This is a genomic window from Actinosynnema sp. NPDC020468, from assembly GCF_040642015.1.
Lineage (GTDB): Bacteria > Actinomycetota > Actinomycetes > Mycobacteriales > Pseudonocardiaceae > Actinosynnema.
Window position 1 is genome coordinate 132,645 of sequence record NZ_JBFAEO010000014.1, and the last position, 21,524, is coordinate 154,168.

The 21,524-nt window shown below is 72.1% G+C and carries 22 protein-coding genes; 8 read left to right on the forward strand and 14 right to left on the reverse strand.

The features are described from left to right. Positions 1-745 precede the first annotated feature (745 nt). Both AB0G50_RS13215 and AB0G50_RS13220 read right to left on the reverse strand, forming a co-directional pair. The gene (locus AB0G50_RS13215) at positions 746-1,546 is read right to left on the reverse strand and encodes an ABC transporter permease (RefSeq protein WP_360106505.1); all 801 of its coding nucleotides are present in this window, start codon (positions 1,544-1,546) and stop codon (positions 746-748) included. After that, on the reverse strand, positions 1,543-2,505 hold the full coding sequence (locus AB0G50_RS13220) for an ATP-binding cassette domain-containing protein (RefSeq protein WP_360106508.1): 963 nt from the start codon (positions 2,503-2,505) through the stop codon (positions 1,543-1,545). The genes AB0G50_RS13215 and AB0G50_RS13220 overlap by 4 nt, the downstream gene beginning before the upstream one ends. A 109-nt stretch (positions 2,506-2,614) precedes the next feature. Between AB0G50_RS13220 and AB0G50_RS13225 the strand changes: the two genes are divergently transcribed. Further along, positions 2,615-3,031, forward strand: a complete 417-nt coding sequence (locus AB0G50_RS13225) for a GNAT family N-acetyltransferase (RefSeq protein WP_360106511.1) — start codon at positions 2,615-2,617, stop codon at positions 3,029-3,031. A gap of 177 nt (positions 3,032-3,208) precedes the next feature. Here the strand turns inward: AB0G50_RS13225 and AB0G50_RS13230 are convergent, their stop codons facing one another. Genes AB0G50_RS13230 through AB0G50_RS13245 form a run of 4 tightly spaced genes read right to left on the reverse strand, consistent with a single transcriptional unit; the run spans position 3,209 to position 6,555 of the window. Next, positions 3,209-3,607, reverse strand: coding sequence for a heavy metal-responsive transcriptional regulator (locus tag AB0G50_RS13230; protein ID WP_360106514.1), 399 nt, complete (start codon positions 3,605-3,607; stop codon positions 3,209-3,211). 34 nt (positions 3,608-3,641) lie between these two features. After that, on the reverse strand, positions 3,642-4,370 hold the full coding sequence (locus AB0G50_RS13235; RefSeq protein WP_360106517.1) for an HNH endonuclease: 729 nt from the start codon (positions 4,368-4,370) through the stop codon (positions 3,642-3,644). Then, a complete protein-coding gene (locus tag AB0G50_RS13240) occupies positions 4,367-5,695 on the reverse strand; it encodes an AAA family ATPase (protein ID WP_360106520.1) in 1,329 nt (442 codons plus the stop codon). The genes AB0G50_RS13235 and AB0G50_RS13240 overlap by 4 nt, the downstream gene beginning before the upstream one ends. Positions 5,696-5,748: 53 nt before the next feature. Beyond that, complete coding sequence (locus tag AB0G50_RS13245) at positions 5,749-6,555, reverse strand: NAD(P)-dependent oxidoreductase (RefSeq protein WP_360106523.1); 807 nt, start codon at positions 6,553-6,555, stop codon at positions 5,749-5,751. Positions 6,556-6,628: 73 nt separating this feature from the next. Here AB0G50_RS13245 and AB0G50_RS13250 point away from each other — a divergent pair, with 73 nt between their 5' ends. Further along, positions 6,629-7,111 (forward strand): hypothetical protein, encoded by a 483-nt coding sequence (locus AB0G50_RS13250; RefSeq protein ID WP_360106526.1) that lies wholly within the window; start codon positions 6,629-6,631, stop codon positions 7,109-7,111. A 75-nt stretch (positions 7,112-7,186) separates the two neighbouring features. Continuing rightward, entirely contained in the window at positions 7,187-7,627 is a 441-nt protein-coding gene (locus AB0G50_RS13255; RefSeq protein ID WP_360106529.1) for a hypothetical protein, read from the forward strand. Positions 7,628-7,633: 6 nt separating this feature from the next. Here AB0G50_RS13255 and AB0G50_RS13260 read toward each other — a convergent pair whose 3' ends face one another. The 5 genes from AB0G50_RS13260 to AB0G50_RS13280 form a co-directional block, all read right to left on the reverse strand. After that, on the reverse strand, positions 7,634-9,295 hold the full coding sequence (locus AB0G50_RS13260; protein WP_360106532.1) for a fumarate hydratase: 1,662 nt from the start codon (positions 9,293-9,295) through the stop codon (positions 7,634-7,636). Positions 9,296-9,665: 370 nt separating this feature from the next. Continuing rightward, entirely contained in the window at positions 9,666-10,661 is a 996-nt protein-coding gene (locus tag AB0G50_RS13265; RefSeq protein WP_360106535.1) for a sigma-70 family RNA polymerase sigma factor, read from the reverse strand. A 209-nt stretch (positions 10,662-10,870) separates the two neighbouring features. Further along, entirely contained in the window at positions 10,871-11,296 is a 426-nt protein-coding gene (dtd, locus tag AB0G50_RS13270) for a D-aminoacyl-tRNA deacylase (RefSeq protein ID WP_360106538.1), read from the reverse strand. Continuing rightward, positions 11,293-12,783, reverse strand: coding sequence for a methyltransferase (locus tag AB0G50_RS13275; protein ID WP_360106541.1), 1,491 nt, complete (start codon positions 12,781-12,783; stop codon positions 11,293-11,295). The genes dtd and AB0G50_RS13275 overlap by 4 nt, the downstream gene beginning before the upstream one ends. Positions 12,784-12,835: 52 nt before the next feature. Further along, positions 12,836-14,344 (reverse strand): helix-turn-helix domain-containing protein, encoded by a 1,509-nt coding sequence (locus AB0G50_RS13280; protein ID WP_360106544.1) that lies wholly within the window; start codon positions 14,342-14,344, stop codon positions 12,836-12,838. 83 nt (positions 14,345-14,427) lie between these two features. Between AB0G50_RS13280 and AB0G50_RS13285 the strand changes: the two genes are divergently transcribed. Together AB0G50_RS13285 and AB0G50_RS13290 are read left to right on the forward strand one after the other, a co-directional pair. Continuing rightward, complete coding sequence (locus tag AB0G50_RS13285; protein WP_360106547.1) at positions 14,428-14,760, forward strand: DUF3099 domain-containing protein; 333 nt, start codon at positions 14,428-14,430, stop codon at positions 14,758-14,760. A 158-nt stretch (positions 14,761-14,918) separates the two neighbouring features. Next, the gene (locus AB0G50_RS13290; protein ID WP_360106550.1) at positions 14,919-15,041 is read left to right on the forward strand and encodes a hypothetical protein; all 123 of its coding nucleotides are present in this window, start codon (positions 14,919-14,921) and stop codon (positions 15,039-15,041) included. A 58-nt stretch (positions 15,042-15,099) separates the two neighbouring features. On the opposite strand, the gene AB0G50_RS13295 is transcribed toward AB0G50_RS13290, so the two are convergent. Next, on the reverse strand, positions 15,100-15,972 hold the full coding sequence (locus AB0G50_RS13295; protein ID WP_360106553.1) for a PfkB family carbohydrate kinase: 873 nt from the start codon (positions 15,970-15,972) through the stop codon (positions 15,100-15,102). Continuing rightward, the gene (locus AB0G50_RS13300; protein WP_360106556.1) at positions 15,969-16,871 is read right to left on the reverse strand and encodes a pseudouridine-5'-phosphate glycosidase; all 903 of its coding nucleotides are present in this window, start codon (positions 16,869-16,871) and stop codon (positions 15,969-15,971) included. Before AB0G50_RS13300 ends, AB0G50_RS13295 begins: the two co-directional genes overlap by 4 nt. Before the next feature lie 31 nt (positions 16,872-16,902). Here AB0G50_RS13300 and AB0G50_RS13305 point away from each other — a divergent pair, with 31 nt between their 5' ends. After that, positions 16,903-17,154, forward strand: coding sequence for a DUF3039 domain-containing protein (locus AB0G50_RS13305; protein ID WP_360106559.1), 252 nt, complete (start codon positions 16,903-16,905; stop codon positions 17,152-17,154). A gap of 21 nt (positions 17,155-17,175) precedes the next feature. Here the strand turns inward: AB0G50_RS13305 and AB0G50_RS13310 are convergent, their stop codons facing one another. Beyond that, on the reverse strand, positions 17,176-18,264 hold the full coding sequence (locus AB0G50_RS13310) for a YihY/virulence factor BrkB family protein (RefSeq protein ID WP_360106562.1): 1,089 nt from the start codon (positions 18,262-18,264) through the stop codon (positions 17,176-17,178). Positions 18,265-18,367: 103 nt separating this feature from the next. Here AB0G50_RS13310 and AB0G50_RS13315 point away from each other — a divergent pair, with 103 nt between their 5' ends. After that, positions 18,368-20,119, forward strand: coding sequence for a DEAD/DEAH box helicase (locus AB0G50_RS13315; RefSeq protein WP_360106565.1), 1,752 nt, complete (start codon positions 18,368-18,370; stop codon positions 20,117-20,119). A 183-nt stretch (positions 20,120-20,302) separates the two neighbouring features. Further along, complete coding sequence (locus tag AB0G50_RS13320; RefSeq protein ID WP_360106568.1) at positions 20,303-21,445, forward strand: substrate-binding domain-containing protein; 1,143 nt, start codon at positions 20,303-20,305, stop codon at positions 21,443-21,445. The last annotated feature ends 79 nt before the right edge of the window (positions 21,446-21,524 follow it).

Below are 21,524 nucleotides of genomic sequence, written 5' to 3' on the forward strand. Positions count from 1 at the left end.
CTTTCCAACGGTTTCAAACGCGCCACTCGGCGCAACCGCACCACCCCGACCGGCCCAGCCGGCCACCCTCGCGACCCGCCCGCTGACACACCGTGGCCACCCGGGGCGGGGGCTCGCCGCGCCGCCGGCCGAGCGCGAGTGCCGGCGGTACCGGGACCTGTCCGCAAAACGCGTGACCGACCGCTGCGTGCTCGACCGCCGAGTGGTCGACTGGCCGGGCGTTCGACAGTCCCCACCCGGCTCAGGTCGCGTGACGGCACTCCCACCGCGCCGGTGGCCGAGTGCGAGTGCCGGCGATGCCGGGACCTGTCCGCGAAACGCGTGACCGACCGCCGCGTGACCGACTGCCGCGTGATCGACTGCCGCGTGATCGACTGCTGCGTGCTCGACGGTCCGGGCGTTCGACGGTCTGCACCCGGCTCAGGTCGCGCGTCGGCACTCCCATCGCGCCGGCGGCCGAGGCGCGGTCGATCGCCGAGGCGGCCGACCCGCCGGATCGCGAAGTCCCGGTCGAGTCGGGCGTCCTCCAAGCGCACCGGCACCCGCACCGGCGTCGGTCACCCGACCGACCCTCCGGGCGGTCGGGTCGCGCGGCAGGCGCGGCGAGCCGGGACACCCACCGGCCTTCGACCGCACCACCCCCCACCGGCGGCGCGACGTCCTGGGACGCCGCTTCCACCGGTTCGCACACCTCGGCGTCTCCCACCGAGGCGTGCTCGACCTGCTCCTGCTTCCCCGGGACCCCCTAGCGCGACACCGCCCGGCGGTACTGGCGGATCGCCAGCGGCACGAACACCGCCAGGAAGACCACCACCCAGGCCAGCGTCGTCAGCACCGGGTGCCGCAGCGACCACACGTCCGGCGGCGGGAACGACGGGTTGGTGTTGCCGAACAGCTCGCGCGCCGCCGCCGTGACCGCCGACACCGGGTTCCACTCCGCGAAGACCTTGAGCGGACCCGGCAGGTTCGACTCCTGCACGAAGGTGTTCGCGATGAAGGTCAACGGGAAGATCGCGATGAAGCTCGCGTTGTTGAACACCTCGGGCGAGCGCACCAGCAGACCCACGATCGCCATGCCCCACGACACCGCGTACGCGAACAGCAGCAGCAGCGCGAAACCGGCGAGCGCCTCCCAGATCGAGGAGTGGATGCGCCAGCCCACGATCAGCCCGGTGATCGACATGACCACGATCACGATCACGTTGTTCACCAGGTCGGACGTGGTGCGCCCGATCAGCACGGCGGACCGCGCCATCGGCAGCGACCGGAACCGGTCGACGATGCCCTTCTGCATGTCCTCGGCCAGGCCCGAGCCGGTGATCGTGGAACCGAACACCACCGTCTGCGCGAAGATGCCCGCCATCAGGAACTCCCGGTAGTCCATCCCGGGGATGTCGATCGAGCCGCCGAACACGTACGCGAACAGCAGCACGAACATGATCGGCGACAGCGTCGAGAACACGATCAGGTCCGGCACGCGCTTGATCTTGATCAGATTCCGCTTGGCGACGACCGCTCCGTCACCGAGCGCCTGTGCGAAGCTCACTTCTCCCCCTGCTTCTCGTCCTCGGTCGCGTGCCCCGTCAACGTCAGGAACACGTCGTCCAGCGTGGGTCGGCGCAACCCCACGTCCAACACCTTCACCGACTCCGCGTCGAGCCTGCGGATCCCGTCCACCAGCACCGCCGAACCACCCGACACCGGCACCGTCAGCCGGTGCCCGCGGTCGTCCACCACGACCTCGCCGATCGCCAGCGGCGCGAGCACCGACCGCGCCGTCTCCACGTCCTCGCGCGAGGCCAGCGTCAGCTCCAGCCGCTCGCCGCCGACCTGGTCCTTCAACTCGTCGGCGGTGCCCAGCGCGATCACCTTGCCGTGGTCGATCACCGCGATCCGGTCGGCCAGCCGGTCGGCCTCCTCCAGGTACTGCGTGGTGAGCAGCAGCGTCGTGCCGCCCGCCACCAGCTCGGCGATCACGTCCCACATGCCGAGCCTGCTGCGCGGGTCGAGCCCGGTGGTCGGCTCGTCCAGGAACAGCACGGTCGGCGTCGCCACGAGCGCGCCGGCGAGGTCCAACCGCCGCCGCATGCCGCCCGAGTAGCCCTTCACCGGCCGGTCCGCCGCCTCCACCAGGTCGAACCGCTCCAGCAGCTCGCGCGCCCGCTCCCGGCTGCGGTGCCGGCCCAGGTGGTAGAGCCGGCCGACCATGTCCAGGTTCTCGAACCCCGTCAGGTTCTCGTCCACCGCCGCGTACTGACCGGACAACCCGATCGTGCGACGCAGTTCCTTGGCGTCGGCCACCACGTCGAGCCCGTTGACCGTCGCCCTGCCCTCGTCGTGCGCCAACAGCGTGGTGAGCACGCGCACCGTCGTCGTCTTGCCCGCGCCGTTCGGGCCGAGCAAGCCCATGACCGTGCCCTCCGGCACCACCAGGTCCAGGCCGTCGAGGGCGACGACCGACCCGTAGCGTTTGACCAGTCCCTCGGCCACGATTGCGTCTGCCATGCGGGCCATCATGGACCCGGGGTACGACAATTTCGCGCGATTAAGGCATCGACGGCCTAACGGACACCCTCCGTTTGACAACGCACCGTGAACGCGGTGCGCTGGTCGGGTGATCCGCCGCGCCGTTCCCGCCGACCTGTCCGCCCTGCTCCCGCTGGTGCGGGAGTTCTACGAGGTCGACCGGCACCACTACGACGAGGCGGTCGTGACCGCCGCGCTGGAACCGCTGCTCGCGGACGACCGGTACGGCCAGGTGTGGCTGTTCGACACCGGCTACGCGGTCCTGACCTGGGGTTACTCCCTGGAGTCGGGTGGCCGTGACGCGCTGCTGGACGAATTCTTCGTGCAGGGCCGTGGTCGGGGCACCGGCGCGGTCGTGATCGCCGAACTCGTGGCGGCGGCCCGCGCGGCCGGCGCCCGGAAGCTGTTCCTGGAAACCGAGGAACCGAACGACGCCGCCCGCCGCTTCTACCGCCGGCACGGCTTCACCGACGAGCACTCGACCTGGCTGAGCCAGGAGCTGTAACCGACCGGGGGGTCGAACCGGTCGACCCGCGACGGGTGGGGCCGAACACGGATGCCGGGTCGCGGACTCGACCCGAGCCGTCCTCGATCGGGTGTCGGTCGGCGGGCGCCTCGCCGACCACCTCCGGCCGTCAGCAGCAGCCGGCCCGGCAGCACTCGCAGTCGCAACCCACGTCGATCACCCCCTCCCGCCCGGCGGGCACCAGGTGCCGGGCCCGATGTCCGGGCACCGCCCCTCGGGCAACCCGCGCACCATCTCCACCAGCGAGCCGCGCAACGCCGTCAACCGGGCCAACTCCGCGTCCAGCTCGGCGATGTGCCTGGTCAACAGCTCCTCGGCGGGCTCGCACGGGCACACGCCGGTGTCCCGCACGGCCAGCAGGTCGGCGATCTCGCGCAACCGCAGCCCGAGCCGCTGACAACCGCGCACGAACCGGATCCGCTCCACCGCGTCCTGCGCGTACACCCGGTACCCGGACGCGGTGCGCGGCGGCGGCGCGAGCAACCCGGCCCGCTCGTAGTAGCGCACGGTGTCCGGTCGCACCCCGACCGCCTCGGCCAACTCCGCGACTCGCATGCCACGACGGTAAACCCGGGACCCCGCTCCAAGGTCAAGCCAGCAGCGCCGACCGCAACCCCTCGTCGCGCAGCAGGTCCAGTGCGTCCGGCGAGTCGGCGAACACCCGGTCCGCGCCCGGCGCCCGCGCCAGCCTCAGCATCGCCTGGCACACGTCCGCGAACGGCTGGCCGCGCACCGTCAGCACCGCCGTCCGCCGCTCCTCCGGCCCGCCCCGCGCCCACAGGTCGAGGCACAGCAGCACCACCCGCCGCGCCTGCTGCCGCCCCGCGGTCAGGATCGGCCGGTTCAGCCCGCACACCTCGATCGTCGCCTCGCCCTTCGCGGTCAACGGCCGGTAGACGCCCAGCGTCGGGGTGAGCAGCAGGTGGTCGAACGGGTCCTCCACGCTCGGGTCGACCAGCAGGGGCGTGCCGTCGTCGGCACGGGGGAACCGGTCGCGCTTGAGGTTGCTGTTGCACAGCGAGCACGCGAGCAGGTGGTTGAGCCAGTCGAACGTGCGCAACGGGTTGAGCGACAACGGTTCCCAGTGGTCGATGTCGGTGCCCTGGCTGTCGCCGCAGTACATGCAGCGCTGGTAGCCGGGCGCCATCCCCTCCAGCAGCGCCCGCAGCGGCGCGTGCACGGTCCGCCGCACCGCGGCCCGCTTCCACAGCGCCCGCGAGTGCTTGACGGGCTCCCGGCTCGCGTCGATGTCGTCGGTCAACGGCGCCAGCCGCGCGCGCAACCCCGCGGACAGCGCCGGCCGGTGGACCCGGATCACCGCTCCATCCGCGCCGTCACCTCGCGGGCGCGCGCCACCGGCGAGCTGGTCAGCAGGTCGCGCAACTGCTCGTACCGCCGCACCACCCGCTTGCTCGCGGCGCCGGTCAGCACCGCGACCTCCAGCTCCACCAGCTCGGCCCGCAGGGCCTGGGCCTTCTCCGAGTACGGCGTGTCCAGCCCGAACAGCTCGGACAGCACCGCGTCGTCGCCGCTGCCGTAGACGATCCGCTCGTACAGGTCCTGGTCCACCACCCGGGGCGGCTCCTGCTGGTCCGGGCCGGGCAGCCGGATCAACCCGCCCGCGTCGGCGGCCTGGCAGATGTACGGGCTGTGCGTCGTCACGACGAACTGGATGTTCGGGAAGTGCTCCTTGAGCCACCCGCCGATCCGCTTCTGCCACGACACGTGCAGGTGCGCGTCCACCTCGTCGATGATCACCACGCCCGGCGCGGTCAACGCCACCCGCCCGCCCTCGGTGTCGAGCTGGAGCGCGCCGTAGGACTCGTGGATCTGCTTGATCAGGTCCACCACGAGCGCCGCGACCGTGCGGTAGCCGTCGCTCATCTCCTTGAGCGGGAACCGGTGCCCGCCGCTGACCACCCACAGCCCGTCCGAGTCGACGCCCACGATCCGGTAGTCGTCCGGCAGCAACCCGTCCGCCAGCACGGCCAGCGCCGCCGTCTTCAACTCCTCCGCGCCCGGCCGCCGCTCCAGCGACCGCAGGTGCTGCTCGATCAACCAGCCGACGCCCTCGGCGAGGGAGGCGTCCTCGTGGAACAGGCTCGCCAACCGCGACACCGGACCGGGCGACAGCATCAGCCGCTGCGCCTCGCCCGCACCGCCCACCAACCGCCGGAACGGCCCGTACGCCGCGCAGAACCACCCGGTCGGGTTGTCCTGCCACGGCCCTCGCGCCGCACCCGACCGACTGCCCTCGAGCTTTTCCCGCAACGACGGCTGAAGCCCGCGGTGCGCGGTCCGGCCCTCGTCCTCCGGCACCACCCACGACAACCCGGCCCACAGCTCACCGGCCGGCCGCCGCCCCTTGCCGGACCACTTCTCCACCGTCTCGTCCCGGGTGAACCGCACCTGCGCCACGGCCTCCCGCGCGCCGGCCGTGACCCAGTTCCCGAAGTCCGGCACCAGGTTCCGCGCGACCCCGATCCCGCTGACCGCCAACGCGACGGACCGCAGCAGCGACGTCTTCCCCGACCCGTTCCGCCCCGCCACCACCGTCCACCCCGGAGCGGTGAGCGACAGGTCGACCTCACGCGCCCCGTGGAACCCCTTGACGTTCCGCAGCCGGACCTGCGAGATGTACATGCCGCGCAGGGTAACCAACCGCACCGACACCGCCGGGTCGCGCGGAGACGTCGCTAGCGGCCGGCGTCCTTCACCGCCGTGTCCCACTCGGGCCCGACCCACGCGCCGCCCACGTGGTCCAGCGCCACCTCCGAGGACGGGGTCACCGACGCCGCGTGGTCCTCGGCGTCGTCCTGCGGCACGAAGCCCAACGCCTCGCCCTCCGCGCCCGAGAACCAGCGGCGGCGGTTCGCCGAGACGCCCCACACCACCCGGAAACCCGGCGCGGGCGCGGTCAGGCAGGCCTCGAACAGCCGGCCCGCGTCGTCCGGCGACAGCCAGGTGGCCAGCATCCGCTCGTCGCGCGGCGCGGCGAAGCACGAGCCGATGCGGGTCGCGATCACGTCCATGCCGTAGCGGCGGGCGTACAGGCTGCCCAACGCCTCCATCGCCACCTTGGACACGCCGTAGTAGGTGTCCGGCGCCGGGAACAGGTAGTCCGGTGCCTCACCGGAGGACGAGTCGGACTTCGCGAAGTACCCGACCGCGTGGTTCGACGACGCCAGCACCACCCGCCGCACCCCGGCCCGCCGCGCCGACTCCAGCACGGTGTGCGTCCCGCCGATGTTCACCTCCAACACCCCGTCCCAGGACGCCTCGGAGCTGAACCCGCCCAGGTGCACCACCGCGGTCACCCCGGCGCACGCCTCCTCCAGCGCCACCGGGTCGGTCACCGACGCGGTCACCGCCTCCTCGGCGGCGCCGGGCTCCACCGACACCACGTCGAGCAGCCGCAGCACCCGACCGGGTCGGGCCAGCCGGGACCGGAGCATGGTGCCGATCGACCCGGCCGCGCCGGTGATCAGGATGCGTTCCACCACGTGCACTCACCCCTACGGGTAACTGTGAAAAGGGTCGGGCAACCGTACTCGGCGTCCGTTCCGTCCCCAACACATGAGGAGCCTAGGAACCGCTGTCGGCGTCGGTGCGTTGGTGATCTTCGGCCTGACCGCCTGCGCGTCATCCCAACCCGCGGGTGTGGGCGCGGGTCCGACGCTGACCACGGCGTCGTCGTCCGCGCCACCGTCCGGATCCCCGGAACCCAGCTTCGACAGCCCGGTGCCGCCGGGCGGCACGGAGGTGCCCAAGACCAAGGTGAACGCGGCCGCCCTGCCCGAGGACGCGCCGAAGGCGGTGTGGACCGAGGGCGACGGCACCGTCCTCGGGGTGATCGGTCAGGAGGGCGGTTGCAGCAAGGCCAGTGTCGAGGTGGCCGAGCAGGGCCCGCAGGTGGTGAAGGTCGTGCTGGTGGAAACGCTGCCCGCGGACCAGAAGGTCTGCACGATGGACATCCGCTTCCCGCCGCTGACCGCGAAGCTCGACGCGCCGCTGGGCAACCGCTCGGTCGAGCTGACCCAGCGCCAGGACACCAAGTAGTACCCGGTCCGGCCGGCTCCGCGGCGGAGCCGGCCGGGCGGCAACCCCGGTCACCGCCCGTTCCGTCCTACGGTCGTGAAACCCCTCGCCGCGCTCGCGATCGCCTTGGCGCTCACCGCCTGCACCGCGCCCGCCCCGTCCGACGCGCCCACCCCGTCCGGCACGTCCGCGGCCGGCCCGGCGAAACCCACCCCGCAGTCCCGGGCGGCACCGCTGCCCTCGGCGACCAGGGTCCCGGCGGCGCAGGTCGACCCACCCGACGACCGGCGTGTGATCACCGCGTCCCCGGACGGGCGCACCCTCCAGGTCCCGGTGAAGGGCGGCGGCTGCCGCGTCGCGAGCGTCGGGATCACCGCCCAGACCGCCGACCGGGTCACGTTGGCCCTGGTGACCACCCGCGTCACCCCGCCCGACGGCCGGTGCACCGACGACAACCCGGCGATACCGGTGGACGTCGTCCTCGACGCCCCGCTCGGCGCCCGCCGACTGGCGCTGGACGTCCGAGAGCAGCGCTGAGGGCGGCTACTTCCGGAACGAGATCTGCAACGTCGGCGCGGAGGTCTCGGCGAAGAAGTCGTTCCCCTTGTCGTCGACCACGACGAACGCCGGGAAGTCCTCCACCTCGATCCGCCACACGGCCTCCATGCCGAGCTCGGCGTACTCCAGCACCTCGACCTTGCGGATGCAGTCCTGCGCGAGCCGCGCCGCCGGTCCGCCGATCGAACCCAGGTAGAACCCGCCGTGCGTGGCGCACGCCGACGTCACCTGACCCGACCGGTTGCCCTTGGCCAGCATCACGAGCGACCCGCCGGCCGCCTGGAACTGCTCGACGTAGGAGTCCATCCGGCCCGCGGTCGTCGGCCCGAACGAGCCCGAGGCGTACCCCTCGGGGGTTTTGGCCGGACCGGCGTAGTACACCGGGTGGTCCTTCAGGTACTGCGGCATGCCCTCGCCGGCGTCCAGCCGCTCCTTGATCTTGGCGTGCGCGATGTCCCGCGCCACCACCAGCGGACCGGTCAGCGACACCCGCGTCTTCACCGGCAGCGCGGACAGCGCGGACCGGATCTCCGCCATCGGCCGGGTCAGGTCGATCCGCACGACCTCGTCGGACAGGTGCTCGTCGGTCACCTCGGGCAGGAAGTGCGCCGGGTCCCGCTCCAACTGCTCCAGGAACACGCCCTCGGGCGTGATCTTCGCCTTGGCCTGCCGGTCCGCCGAGCACGACACGGCGATGCCGACCGGGCAGGACGCGCCGTGCCGCGGCAACCGGATCACCCGCACGTCGTGGCAGAAGTACTTGCCGCCGAACTGCGCGCCGATGCCGAAGTTCCGGGTCAGCTCGAGCACCTGCTGCTCGAGGTCGACGTCCCGGAACGCGTGCCCGAGCGGCGAGCCCTCGGTCGGCAGTCCGTCCAGGTACCGCGCCGACGCGAGCTTCGCGGTCTTCAGGTTCTGCTCCGCCGACAACCCGCCGACGACCACCGCGAGGTGGTACGGGGGGCAGGCGGCGGTGCCGAGCGAGCGCAGCTTCTCGTCCAGGAACCGGGCCAGCCGCGCCGGGTTCAGCAGCGCCTTGGTCTCCTGGTAGAGGAACGTCTTGTTGGCCGAGCCACCGCCCTTGGCCATGAACAGGAACTCGTACTTCGGCTCCGTGCCGGGCGCGGTGAACAGGTCGATCTGCGCGGGCAGGTTGCTGCCGGTGTTCTTCTCGTCCCAGAACGTGACCGGCGCCATCTGCGAGTAGCGCAGGTTCAACTCCTGGTAGGCCTCGAAGATGCCGCGCGACAGGGCTTCCTCGTCCGTGCCGCCGGTCAGCACCGACTCGGTGCGCTTGCCCATGACGATCGCGGTGCCGGTGTCCTGGCACATCGGCAGCACGCCGCCGGCGGCGATGCACGCGTTGCGCAGCAGGTCCATCGCGACGAACCGGTCGTTGCCGCTGGCCTCCGGGTCGTCGACGATCGCGCGCAACTGGGCGAGGTGCGAGGACCGCAGCAGGTGCTGGATGTCCCGGATCGCCTCTTTGGCGAGCAGGGTCAGTGTCGCGGGCTCGACCTGGAGGAACGTCCGACCGGCGGCCTCGACCACCGAGACGCCGTCCGGTGAGACCAGGCGGTACTCGGTGTGGGTGTCCTTGGCCAACGGCAGGACGTCGCTGTACTGGAACGTGGTGGTGGCGGGCACGTCGCGGGCTCCCTTGCGCGCGTTCGGGTTCCGCCGAACCTATACCGCCCCGGGAGTTTCGTGCGCACCGCGCGGTGTGATTCATGTCGTGCCGGCCGAGAACCGGCGAGTGCAATACGGCACACCGGTCGGACGGGGAGATCGCGGCCCGCCGACGGCCGGAAGTCGTTCCCACACCCGAAAGCGGTGCGAATTGCGGCGTTCGAACCCGGAAACGCGGAAGGCCGGGCCGGCCCCCGACCGCCCCGACCTTCCTCAGCGTGCGACTTCCCCCACCGAAATCGGTGGGGGAGTCGCGTGGTTCGTGTAACGCACGACCGTGCCGTGAGGCGCGTCACAAGTCAACCCGGCTGAACGGGTGACCCGCGTCTCAGCTGGCGTAGGCCCGCAGCTTCGCGGCCCTTTCCCCTTGGCGCAGCTTGGACATGACCTCGCGCTCGATCTGCCGCACCCGTTCGCGGGACAGGCCGAACTGCTTGCCGATCTGGTCCAGGGTGCGCGGCTGACCGTCCTCCAGGCCGTAGCGCAGCCGGATCACCGCCTGCTCACGCGGTTCCAGCGTCGCCAGCACCCGGCGGAGGTCGTCCTGGAGGAGCCCGGAGATGACCGCGCTCTCCGCGTCGGTGGCGTCCGAGTCCTCGATGAAGTCGCCCAGCGGCGCGTCTTCCTCGGCGCCGACGGGCATGTCCAGACTTACCGGATCACGCGCGTGGTCGAGAAGGTCCGCGACCTTTTCCGGGGTGAGTCCGGATTCGCGGGCGAGTTCCTCGGTGGTCGCTTCCCGACCCAACTGCTGGTGCAGGTCGCGCTTGATCCGCGCGAGCTTGTTCACCTGTTCCACGAGGTGGACGGGAAGGCGGATGGTGCGACCCTGGTCCGCCATTCCGCGGGTGATCGCCTGCCTGATCCACCACGTGGCATAGGTGGAGAACTTGAAACCCTTGGTGTAGTCGAACTTCTCCACCGCGCGGATCAAGCCCAGGTTGCCTTCCTGGATCAGGTCGAGCAGTGGCATTCCACGACCGGTGTACCGCTTCGCCAGCGAAACGACCAGTCGGAGATTCGCTTCAAGGAGGTGGTTCTTCGCCACGTGGCCGTCGCGGATCAACGCGCGCAGTTCGCCCCGCCGCACCTCGGACAGGCCGGGTGTGGTTTCGAGCATGTGCTGCGCGAAGACGCCGGCCTCGATGCGCTTGGCCAGCTCCACCTCCTGCGCGGCGGTGAGCAGCGCTGTCTTGCCGATCCCGTTCAGGTAGACCCGAACGAGGTCGGCCGCCGGGCCCTGGGCGTCCAGGTCCAACTCGGCGTTGGTCGCGGTCGTCGTCTCGTACCCGACCTCGCGGTCGAGGATCTTCGGGACGGTCATGGAGCTTCCCTCCCCCTTGGTCGCGGGCTGCGGTCGCGTCACACGCCCGCGCTGCGTTGCGCGGCTTTCGGCGATCCATCCGCCTGCTTGGCTGGACACTTGGGGAAACGTCGCGTGGTGCGAAATGGTTCCCGCTTCCCTCGACTTGGAAGACGTCACTGCCGTCACAGCGGTTGCGCGGGGAATCCTGAGGATTGGCTGAGAAGGACCTAGAGTTCGACCAACACGGTGAACGGACCGTCGTTCACGCTGCGCACGGACATCATCGCCCGGAAGCGACCGGTTTCCACTCTTGCGCCCTTGTGGCGCAGTTCCCGCACGACCGCGTCGACCAACGGTTCGGCGTGTTCGGGCCGCGCCGCCGCCGACCACGACGGACGCCTCCCTTTGCGCGTCTCGCCGTACAGGGTGAACTGGCTGACCACGAGCAGCGGCGCGCCCGTGGTCGCGCAGGACTCCTCGTCCCGCAGCACGCGCAGCTCGTGCAGCTTGCGGGCCATCAGCGCCGGCTTGGCCCCGTCGTCGTCCACGTGCACGCCGAGCAGGACGAGGAGGCCGGGCTCGTCGATCGACCCGACCACCTCGCCGTCGACGGTCACGCTCGCCTCCGTGACCCTCGTCACCACCGCTCTCACGCCGGGACGACCATCCCGTGCCGCACCAGGTCCCGGACCACGCCCAGCGCGGCCTCGGTCAGCGGCTCCTGCGGCAGGTCGTGCGCGTAGGCCAGCAGCGTGATCAGGTCTTCCAGCGTCAGCACGCCGCGGCAGCCCGCCAGCAGCGCCGTGGCGACCTCGTCCAGCTCGTGCTGCCAGCCGGGTCCGTCGGTGCGGTGCAGCCGCCGCACGACCGACTCCCAGCCCTCGTCGGCGGGCGCGGACACGTCCTCCAGCACCACCGTGTCCGGCACCGCGAACCGGGTCGCCAGCAACTTCTCCGCGCTGCCGTTGGCGCGCAGCCAGGCCACCCGGTCGAGCCACGCGCCGGTTTCCGGGCCCAACGGGTCGTCGTAGGCGTGGCGCAGGTCCTCGCACACCACCTCGGGGTGCTCGGTGTCGGTGCGGCGCAGCGTGACGAAGCCGAACCCGATGCCCTCGACGTCGTTCTCCGCGAACCAGTCCAACCACGCGGACGCCTTGGCCCGACCCTCCGGGCCGCGCGGGTCCACGCCCGCGTCGCGCAGCCAGGTGCCGACGTACAGGGCCGGGTCGGCGACGTCGCGCTGCACGAACCACGCGTCGACGCCGCCCTTGGGCAGCCACCCGGCGACCCGGTCGGCCCAGTCCTCGCCGCGCCGGTGCACCCAGCTCGCGAGCAGCTGCCCCACGCCGTTCTCGTTGAGGAACGCGGGCATCTGCCGGACGACCAGGGCGCTCGCGTCGTCGCCCGCGAGGCCCGAGTCCCGGTAGGTGTAGTCGACCCGGGGCGGCCCGACGACGAACGGCGGGTTGCACACCACCTGGTCGAACCGCCGGCCGCGCACCGGACCGAACCACTCGCCCCGCGCGGTCGTCACGTCCAGCCCGTTGATCAGGAACGTGCCCCGGGCCAGCGCCAGCGCCCGCTCCGACAGGTCGGTCGCGGTGATCCGGCCGGCGTGCCTGCTCGCGTGCAACGCCTGCACGCCGCAGCCCGTGCCGAGGTCCAGCAGGGTGCCCACGGCGCGCCGGGAGGTCGCCCTGGCCAGGCTGATCGACGCGTGGCCCACGCCCAGCACGTGGTCGGCGGGCACCGGGCCGCCCCGCTGGTCGGAGTCGAGGTCGGCGATCACCCACCAGGAGCCCTCGTCGTCGCCGTACGGGCGGATGTCCAGGCCGGCCCGGAACGACTCGCCGTCGGCCCGCAGCACCCCGGCCGCCACCGCGTCGTCGACCGCGAACCCCTTGAACGCGGCGTCGACCTCGGTGCGGGTGGCGGGGTCGCCCAGCAGGAACAGGCGCACCAGCGTGCCCAGGGTCCCGGCGTCGGCGGCGGCCCGCCGGCCGGGTTCCGGCTCACCCCGGCCCAGGGCGGCGTGGGCCTGCGGGCCCAGCACCTCCACGACCCCGTCGGCGTCGTAGCCGGTGGACTCGAAACTCTCGCGCAGTCGGCTGGTCACTTCGGCCGAAAGATCAGGTAGCACCCGCACATCGTCCCCCACCGGCCCGTGGTGAACCACGCGAGCCGGGCCGGCCTCAGAAGCGGTTCGTCGTCACGGCCAGCGTGATCGCCATCGCCAGGCGCTGCTCCGGGTCGTCCAGCGGCAGCGCGGTGACCTCGGCCATCCGCTGCAACCGGTACCGCAGGGTGTTCGGGTGCACGGACAACGTGCGCGCCGCCTCCCGCGAGTCGCCCTGCGCCGCCAACCACGCGGCCAGCGTCTCGGCGTAGTGCGTGCCGGTCTCCTCGTCGTGCCGGACCAGGTCCGCGACCGGGCTGCGGGTCGGCACCCGGCCCAGCCGGGCCGTCGTCGCGAGCCGGCGCAGCAGCACCCGGGCCCAGGCGTGGTCGTAGACCACCGGTTCGCCCGCCGACAGGGCCAGGCACTCGTCGGCCTCGTTGCGGGAGGCCGGCAGGCCCGCCGCGTCCGAGCGACCGCCGATGCCGGCCTGGACCACGGCCTGCGCGGGGAGTTCGCGGCGCAGCGCGGCCACCCAGTCGACCGCCGTCGCGGCGTCCTCGCCACAGGGGAGGACCGTGTAGAGGACGTTGCCGAACAACGCGCTGCGCCCCGGCCGCGACCACCCGAACCCCGACGTGGCCCGTTCGAACGCCAGCAGCGCCGCGCCGTGCTCACCCTCGCCCGCGTGCGCCTGCACGGCGATCACCCGCAGGTCCGCCGCCGGCAGGCCCAGCCGGGCCAGGTTCGCGGGCACGCCGCCCTCCAGCACCCCGATCACCAGGTCGGCCTCGGCCTGGCGCTCCAGGTCCGCCGACGCGCGTGCCCGCAGCAGGTGCAGCGCCGCCGTCCGGGCGCCGTCCAGCAGGGCCGCGCGGCCCGCCCGGTCGACGTCGTCGTCCACCTCCACCCACACCGAGCCCAGCAGTTCGCGGCCCGCGCGGACCGCCGCCACCAGGCGCGAGCCGAGCGACGCGGTCAGCCGGGGCACGAAGAGCGGCTCGTCGGTGCGGGCCAGGTGGGTGAACACGCCGTAGGAGTCCAGCGCGCGGCGGGCCTCCTCCGGCACGCGCCGGCCGAGGATGGTCTCCACCCGCACCGGGTCCACGCCCTGCTGGCGGTAGGAGTACGCCAGCACGCGGGACTGCTGGTCCTCGATCGTCACCGGCCCCCCGACCACCGCCGCGATCGCGTCCGCCACCGCGAACAGGTCGCCGGAGCCCTCGCGCTGACCGCCGAGCACCAGCGTCTGCGCCACGTTGGCCAGCTGACCCCACGGCACGCCCGGGTCGACCAGCAGCACCGCCGCGCCGGACCGCTTGGCCGCGGCCGAGATCCGCTCGTCCAGCGGCGGGTGGCCGTGCAGCACCACGGCCGCCGCCGAGGTGCCCGCGACGAGCCTGGCCGCGGCCGCCGCCGAGGGCACGCCCAACCCCAGCAGGACGTCGTCCGGCGCCGCCGCCGTGCGCTCCACGGGGTCGTGCAGCGCCACGCCGCGCAACTCGACGTCCCGACCCCGGGGCGCGCAACTCAGGTGCGTGCCCAACCCACCGAGCACGTCCACCAGCCGATCCAGGGCCACCACGGGCGGAATCGTACGGACGTGGCAACGGTCACCCGCGAGAAATCCGCCATCCGGTCGGGTGATGGGAACGCCGAGGTGGGACGATGGAGGCCGGAGGTGGTCCCGTGGCAAACCCCGAGCGCGGTCCCGTGCTCATCACCGCGGCCGCACCCTCCTTCGAGGATCAGCACGCGGCCCGGAAGCGCAAGTACGCGATCATGATGGGCGCGCGCATCCCGTGCATCGTCCTCGCGATGGTCTTCTACCAGACGTGGTGGCTCGCGCTGGCGCTGATCCTGCTGTCGATCCCGCTGCCGTGGATGGCCGTGCTGATCGCCAACGACCGCCCGCCGCGCAAGGCCGAGAACGTCAACCGGCACGAGCGCGAGCGGCTCGCACTGGAAGCACACGCAGCCCGCCAGGTCATCGAGGGCTGACCGGGGCGGTTGTGCCGGCCCCGATGGCGCGTAGCCCGCAGGCGCACGCCGCCGTCCAGGCCGTCGAGGGTGAGCGGCCGGTGTTGCGGGCGCTGAGGCCGCGTGACCCGGAGGCGCCGGGTCATCGAGGGCTTACCGGGCCGGTCGTGCCGGCCCCGATGGCGCGTAGCGCGGAGGCGCACGCCGCCGTCCAGGCCGTCGAGGGTGAGCGGCCGGTGTTGCGGGCGCTGACGCCGCGCGACCCGGAGACGCGCGCGGCTCGTCAGGCCATCAAGGGCTGAACGGGGCGGGGTTGTGCGGGTGCTGACGCCGCTCCAACCCGGAGGCGTACGGCGACCGTCAGGTCATCGAGGGCTGAGCGCCGACCGCCGCGATCGCCCGACCCGCCGCCCGCACGCCCGCGAGCAGCGAGTCCCGCCGACCCGCGCCGGCCAACCACGCCGCGAGGAACCCCGCGTCGAACGCGTCGCCCGCGCCGGTCGAGTCCACGCACTCGCCGGGTTCGGCCGGCACCGACACGACGCCGTCGCCGTCCACCCACGACGCGCCGCCCGCGCCCGCCGTCAGCACCACCGCGCCCACCACGTCCAGCAGCGCCGCCGCCGAGGCGGGCTCGGCCGAGCCGGTCAGCGCCACCAGTTCCTCGGTGTTGGGCAGCAGCACGTCGACCCCGCGCACGTCGTCCAGGAAGCCGTCGTAGATCAACGCCGCGGACTGCGGGTCGACCGACGTGGTCAACCCGGCCGCGCGAGCCGCCGCCAGCACCGCGAGCCCGGCCGGCCGGGACGACGCGTCCAGCAGCACGTACCCGGACAGGTGCAGGTGCCGCGCGTCGCGCAGCAGCCCCGGGTCCAGGTCGGCGGGGGAGAAGCGGGCGTTCGCGCCCCGGTCGGGCAGCATGCTGCGCTGACCCGTCTCGTCCACCAGCACGACCACGCAGCACGTCGCCGCGTCCGGGTCCACCGCGAACGCGCACCGCACGCCCCGCGAGGTCAGCTCGGCGTGCACCTGCCGCCCCGAGGAGTCCGCGCCCACCCTGGTGACCAGCACCGGGTTCGCACCGCACGCGGCGAGCCACACCGCCGTGTTCGCGCCCGCGCCACCGGGCTCGATGGTGACCCGCGCCCGCGAGTCGCCGCCGTGCACGATCGGCCCGTCGTGCCGCGCCACCACGTCGAGGCCGGCGTCGCCGACCACCACGATCCCGCTCACAGCGCGACCGCGACCTCGGCGGCCAGCGCCGCGTTGGCCAGCACCAGCGCCTCGTTCGCGTCCAGGCTCGCGCCGCCGGACGCCCGGTGGAAGTGCTCCAGCAGCGCGGGCGTCACGTCCTTGCCGCGCACACCCTCCCTGACCAGCAGGTCCAGCCCCTCGGCCAGCAGCCGGTCGTGCAGCTCCCGGGACATCTCGTCGGCCGGCGCGATCGGGTTGGCCAGCAGCACGCCGGACCCGCCGGGCACGGTCCGGTGCGCCCGGACCACGGCCGCCGCCTCCTCCGCGTCCTCGACCCGCCACGGCACGTCGTAGGGCGACTCGCGCCGGTAGAACGCCGGGAACCGGTCCGCGCGGTAGCCGAGCACCGGGATCGACCGGGTTTCCAACAGCTCGAGGGTCGCGGCGACGTCCAGGATCGACTTCACGCCCGAGCACACCACCAGCACCGGCGTGCTCGCCAGCACGTCCAGGTCCGCCGACACGTCCCACGTGTCGCGCGCGCCCCGGTGCACGCCGCCGAGCCCGCCGGTCGCGAACACCCCGATGCCCGCCTGGTGGGCGATGGTGGCGGTGCCGGCCACGGTCGTCGCGCCGTCCCGACCCAGCGCGTACGCCGCGCCCAGGTCCCGCCGCGACAGCTTCACGAGGTCGCCCGCCGGATCGCACACGTGGTCCAGCTCGGCCTCGGTCAACCCGACCTTCGGCACGCCGCCGAGCACCGCGATCGTCGCGGGCACCGCGCCCCGGTCCCGGATGACCCGCTCGAGCCGCGCGGCGACCTCCCGGTTGCGGCCCGGGGGCAGCCCGTGGGACAGGATGGTCGACTCCAGCGCCACGACCGGCCGGCCGTCGGCCAGCGCGTCGCGGACTTCCGCGGTGATGTTCGGCGTGCTCACGAGGGGGCATCATCCCAGGTACGCTGGATGGGTGAGCACCCAGACTCTTCCCGACGTCGACACGCGGCCCGAGGGCACGGACACCACCGGGGACGATTCCCCGAAGATGTTCCACTACGTGCGCAAGGCGAAGATCGCCGAGTCGGCCGTGATGGGCACCCACGTGGTGGCCCTGTGCGGCGAGGTCTTCCCGGTGACGAAGTCCCCGAAGCCCGGCTCCCCGGTCTGCCCGGACTGCAAGAAGATCTACGAGGGCCTGCCCAAGGGCGGCTCGGACTCCTGAGGCCACCGCGGGTCCGCCGGGTCAGGCACCCCTGACCCGGCGGTCCGGTTCGGGCCGCTCCGCCACGGGCAGCCGCACGGTGTCGGTCGTGTCCGCGGGCGAGGGCGCCGTGGTCACGACGGGCGCCGCGGCGCCGTCCTCCTCGCGGATCCGCTCGGCGGCCCGCTCCAGCTCGAGCCGCCGCCACCGCCTGCGCTGCCGCCTGGTCATCTTCGCGGGCCACATGTCCTGCACGGAGGCGTTGAAGTACGCGCCGATGGTGATCGCCAACCCGATGAAGTAGGCGAACAGCAGGAACGCGATCGGCGTGGCCAGCGCGCCGTAGGTGTAGCCCGTCGTGGTGATCCACCGGATGTAGAGCCGCAGCCCGACCGACGACAGCAGGAACACCGTCATCGCGAGCATCGCGCCCGGCACCAGCCGGTGCCACGGCAGCTTGCGCGGCAGCGACACCTTGTAGAGCGTGGCCAGCGCGAGCACCAGCAGCACCCCGATGCCGGGGTAGTACAACGCGGACAGCCAACTGCCGATCACGTCCTGCCACGACGTCGGGAACAGCTCCGTCAGCAGGTCCGGGCCCAGCGCCAGCACCGGCAGCCCGACGATCAGCACCACCAGCGACACCACGTACAGCAGCAGCGCGAAGATCCGCTGCCACACCTCGTTGCGCACCCCGTACTGGTCGTGCGCCTCGGTGATCGCGTCCACGAACGACGACATCGCCGACGAGCCCGCCCACAGCGAGATCAGGAAGCCGACCGAGACGATCTCGCCCTTGCCGGTGGTGAGGATCTGGTCGACGGTGGGCGCGATCACGCCGTTGACCACGTCCGGGCTGAAGATCGTCCGGCAGATCGAGATGATCCGGTCCTTGACCGCCGACACGATCTCGGGACCGAGCCAGTCGCCGATGTAGCCGAGCGAGCCGAGCAGTCCCAGCAGCAGCGGCGGGAACGAGAGCACCTGCCAGAACGCGGCCTCGGCCGATTCCGAGAAGATGCTGTGCTCCCAGGCTTTCGAGAGCGTGCGCGCCAACAGGCGCAGCGGTCCCCGGCGGGACGCGCCACGCTCACCAGAGTCGGTCGACGACACCATGTCAAGCTCAAGCATGGTGCATGCGGGCGAATTTCGCGGCATCGGCGCGGAGTACCCGTTCGACGCAACAGGTAGGCTGTCGGTGCCCTCGACGGTCGTCCGCAGCGAGGGCATTCGCATGTGCACCACCGTTGATCAGCGCAGGAGGGTTCCGAGGTTGTCGCGACCGCAAGCTGCCACGACCCGTCCCCTGCGCGCCTGGCAACGGCGCGCGCTGACGAAGTACCTGGCCGCGAAGCCCAAGGACTTCCTCGCCGTCGCGACGCCCGGCGCGGGCAAGACGACGTTCGGCCTGCGGGTCGCGGCCGAGCTGCTGGCCGACCGGACGATCGAGTCGGTCACCGTCGTCACGCCGACCGAGCACCTCAAGCACCAGTGGGCGCAGGCCGCCGCCGAGGCGGGCATCGCGATCGACTCGAACTTCCGCAACACCAACGCGGTCACCTCCCGCGACTACCACGGCGTCGCGCTGACCTACGCCCAGGTCGCCGCGCACCCGACGCTGCACCGGGTGCGCACCGAGAACCGCAAAACCCTGGTGCTGCTGGACGAGATCCACCACGGCGGCGACGCCAAGTCCTGGGGCGACGCGATCCGCGAGGCGTTCACCCCGGCCGTGCGCCGGCTGTCGCTGACCGGCACCCCGTTCCGCAGCGACGACTCGCCGATCCCGTTCATCACCTACGAGCCCGGTCCGGAGGGCACGCAGAAGAGCCGGGCCGACCACTCCTACGGCTACTCCGACGCGCTCAAGGACGGCGTGGTCCGGCCGGTGATCTTCCTGGCCTACTCGGGCGAGGCGAGCTGGCGGACCAGCGCCGGCGAGGAGTTCTCCGCCCGGCTGGGCGAGCCGCTGACCCAGGAGCAGACCGCGCGGGCGTGGCGGGTCGCGTTGGACCCGACCGGCGAGTGGGTCCCCTCGGTGCTCAAGGCCGCAGACATGCGGTTGACCCAGCTGCGCAACGGCGGCATGCCGGACGCGGGCGGTCTGGTGATCGCGACCGACCAGACGGTGGCCAAGGCGTACGCGGAGATCCTGCGCCGGGTCACCGGGCACGAGGCGACGCTGGTGCTGTCCGACGACCCGAAGGCGTCCGGTCGGATCGCCGAGTTCGCGAAGTCCGACGAGCGCTGGTTGATCGCGGTCCGGATGGTGTCCGAGGGCGTCGACGTGCCGAGGCTCGCGGTCGGGGTGTACGCGACCAGTTCGTCCACGCCGCTGTTCTTCGCCCAGGCCGTCGGCCGGTTCGTGCGGCAGCGCGCCAAGGGCGAGACCGCGAGCGTGTTCCTGCCGAGCGTGCCGGTGCTGCTGGGGTTGGCGAGCGAGCTGGAGCAGCAGCGCGACCACGTGCTGGGCAAGCCGCACCGGGAGAAGGACGGCTGGGACGACGAGCTGCTCGCCCAGGCCAACCTGGTCAAGGACGAGCCGGGCGAGGAGGAGCGCGCGTTCACCGCGCTGGGTGCCTCGGCCGAGCTCGACCAGGTGATCTACGACGGCTCGTCGTTCGGGACGGCCGCGTTCGCGGGCAGTGACGAGGAGCAGGAGTACCTCGGGCTGCCCGGTCTGCTGGAGCCCGACCAGGTGCGCGCGCTGCTGCGGCAGCGCCAGGAGCAGCAGCTGGTCGACGCGGCGAAACGGCCCGTCGCGGCACCTCCCGCGCCCGCCCAGGTGCGGTCCGCGAACGTGCAGGAACGGCTCGCGCAGCTGCGCAAGGAGCTGAACACGCTGGTGGCCATGCACCACCACCGCACCAAAAAACCGCACGGGAAGATTCACAACCAGCTGCGCGAGTACTGCGGCGGCCCGCCCACGGCGATGGCCAGCATCGAGCAGCTCGAAGAGCGGATCGCCACGCTGCGTTCGTGGTGACCTGACGGAGACGCACTACTCCGTTCGCCGTAGCCGTATGTCCATTCGGTTACCACCCCGTTAGCGCATCGTGCTCACTTTATCGATCCAGTGTGGTTCCGGTCACCCCTTGTCTGGGCATACGTTGTGCGCCACAACATTCTCTGCCGTCGCGCAGACACAGTGCAGTGGAAGGAATGGCGGATGCGCAGCAAGAGCCTCGCCCTGATCGCCGTCGGCACCGGCCTGGCCGTTGCCGTGACGGCGTGCGGCGCCAACACGTCCACGGGGGGCAGTTCCAGCACCCCCACGTCGGGCTCCAACTCCAGCGGCTCGGGCGGCGCGAAGGTCGGCGTCATCCTCCCGGAAACCGCGACGTCGGCGCGCTGGGAGGGCTTCGACAAGCCCCTCCTGGAGAAGGCGCTCAAGGCCGAGGGCCTCGACCCGGACATCCAGAACGCCCAGGGCGACGTGCAGAAGTTCTCCACCCTCGCCGACGGCATGATCAACTCCGGCGTCAAGGTCCTGATCATCGCCACCCCCAACAGCGAGGTCGGCGCGTCGGTCGCGAAGAAGGCCCAGGCCCAGGGCATCCAGGTCATCGACTACGACCGGCTCAACCTCGGCGGCAGCTCCTCGTACTACGTCTCCTTCGACAACACCAAGGTCGGCGAGCTCCAGGGCCAGGGCCTGGTCGACGGGCTCACCAAGCTCGCGCCCGGCAAGAAGCCCGCCGAGGTCATCGAGATCGAGGGCGCGCCCACCGACAACAACGCCACCCTGTTCCACGACGGCCAGGAGAAGATCCTCAAGCCGAAGTACGACTCGGGCGACTACAAGCTCGTCCAGTCGCAGCCCATCGACGGCTGGGACAACCAGAAGGGCGGCCAGACCTTCGAGCAGATCCTGACCGGCAACGGCCAGAAGGTGGACGGCGTCGTCGCCGCCAACGACGGCCTCGCCGGCGCCGTGATCACCGTGCTCAAGAAGTACGGCCTGAACGGCAAGGTGCCCGTGACCGGCCAGGACGCCACCCCCGAGGGCCTTCAGGCCGTCCTGCGCGGCGACCAGTTCATGACCGTCTTCAAGCCGATCGCCGACGAGGCGCAGGCCGCCGCCAAGCTCGCCGGCGCCCTGGCCAAGGGCGACACCGCCGCCGCCGACAAGCTGGCGACCGGCACCACGAAGGACTCCACGGGCAACCGCGACGTCAAGTCCGTCCTGCTGACCGCACAGCTGATCACCAAGGACAACGTCAAGGTCGTCACCGACGCGGGCTTCGTCAAGGCCTCGGACATCTGCGTCGCCGACCTCGCCGCCACCTGCACCCAGCTCGGCATCAAGTAGTCCGCGGGCCTGCACGTCGTGGTCCGCCTACCACCACACACGGACGACCGCTCCGTCCAGGAACGCCTGTCCCACCAGG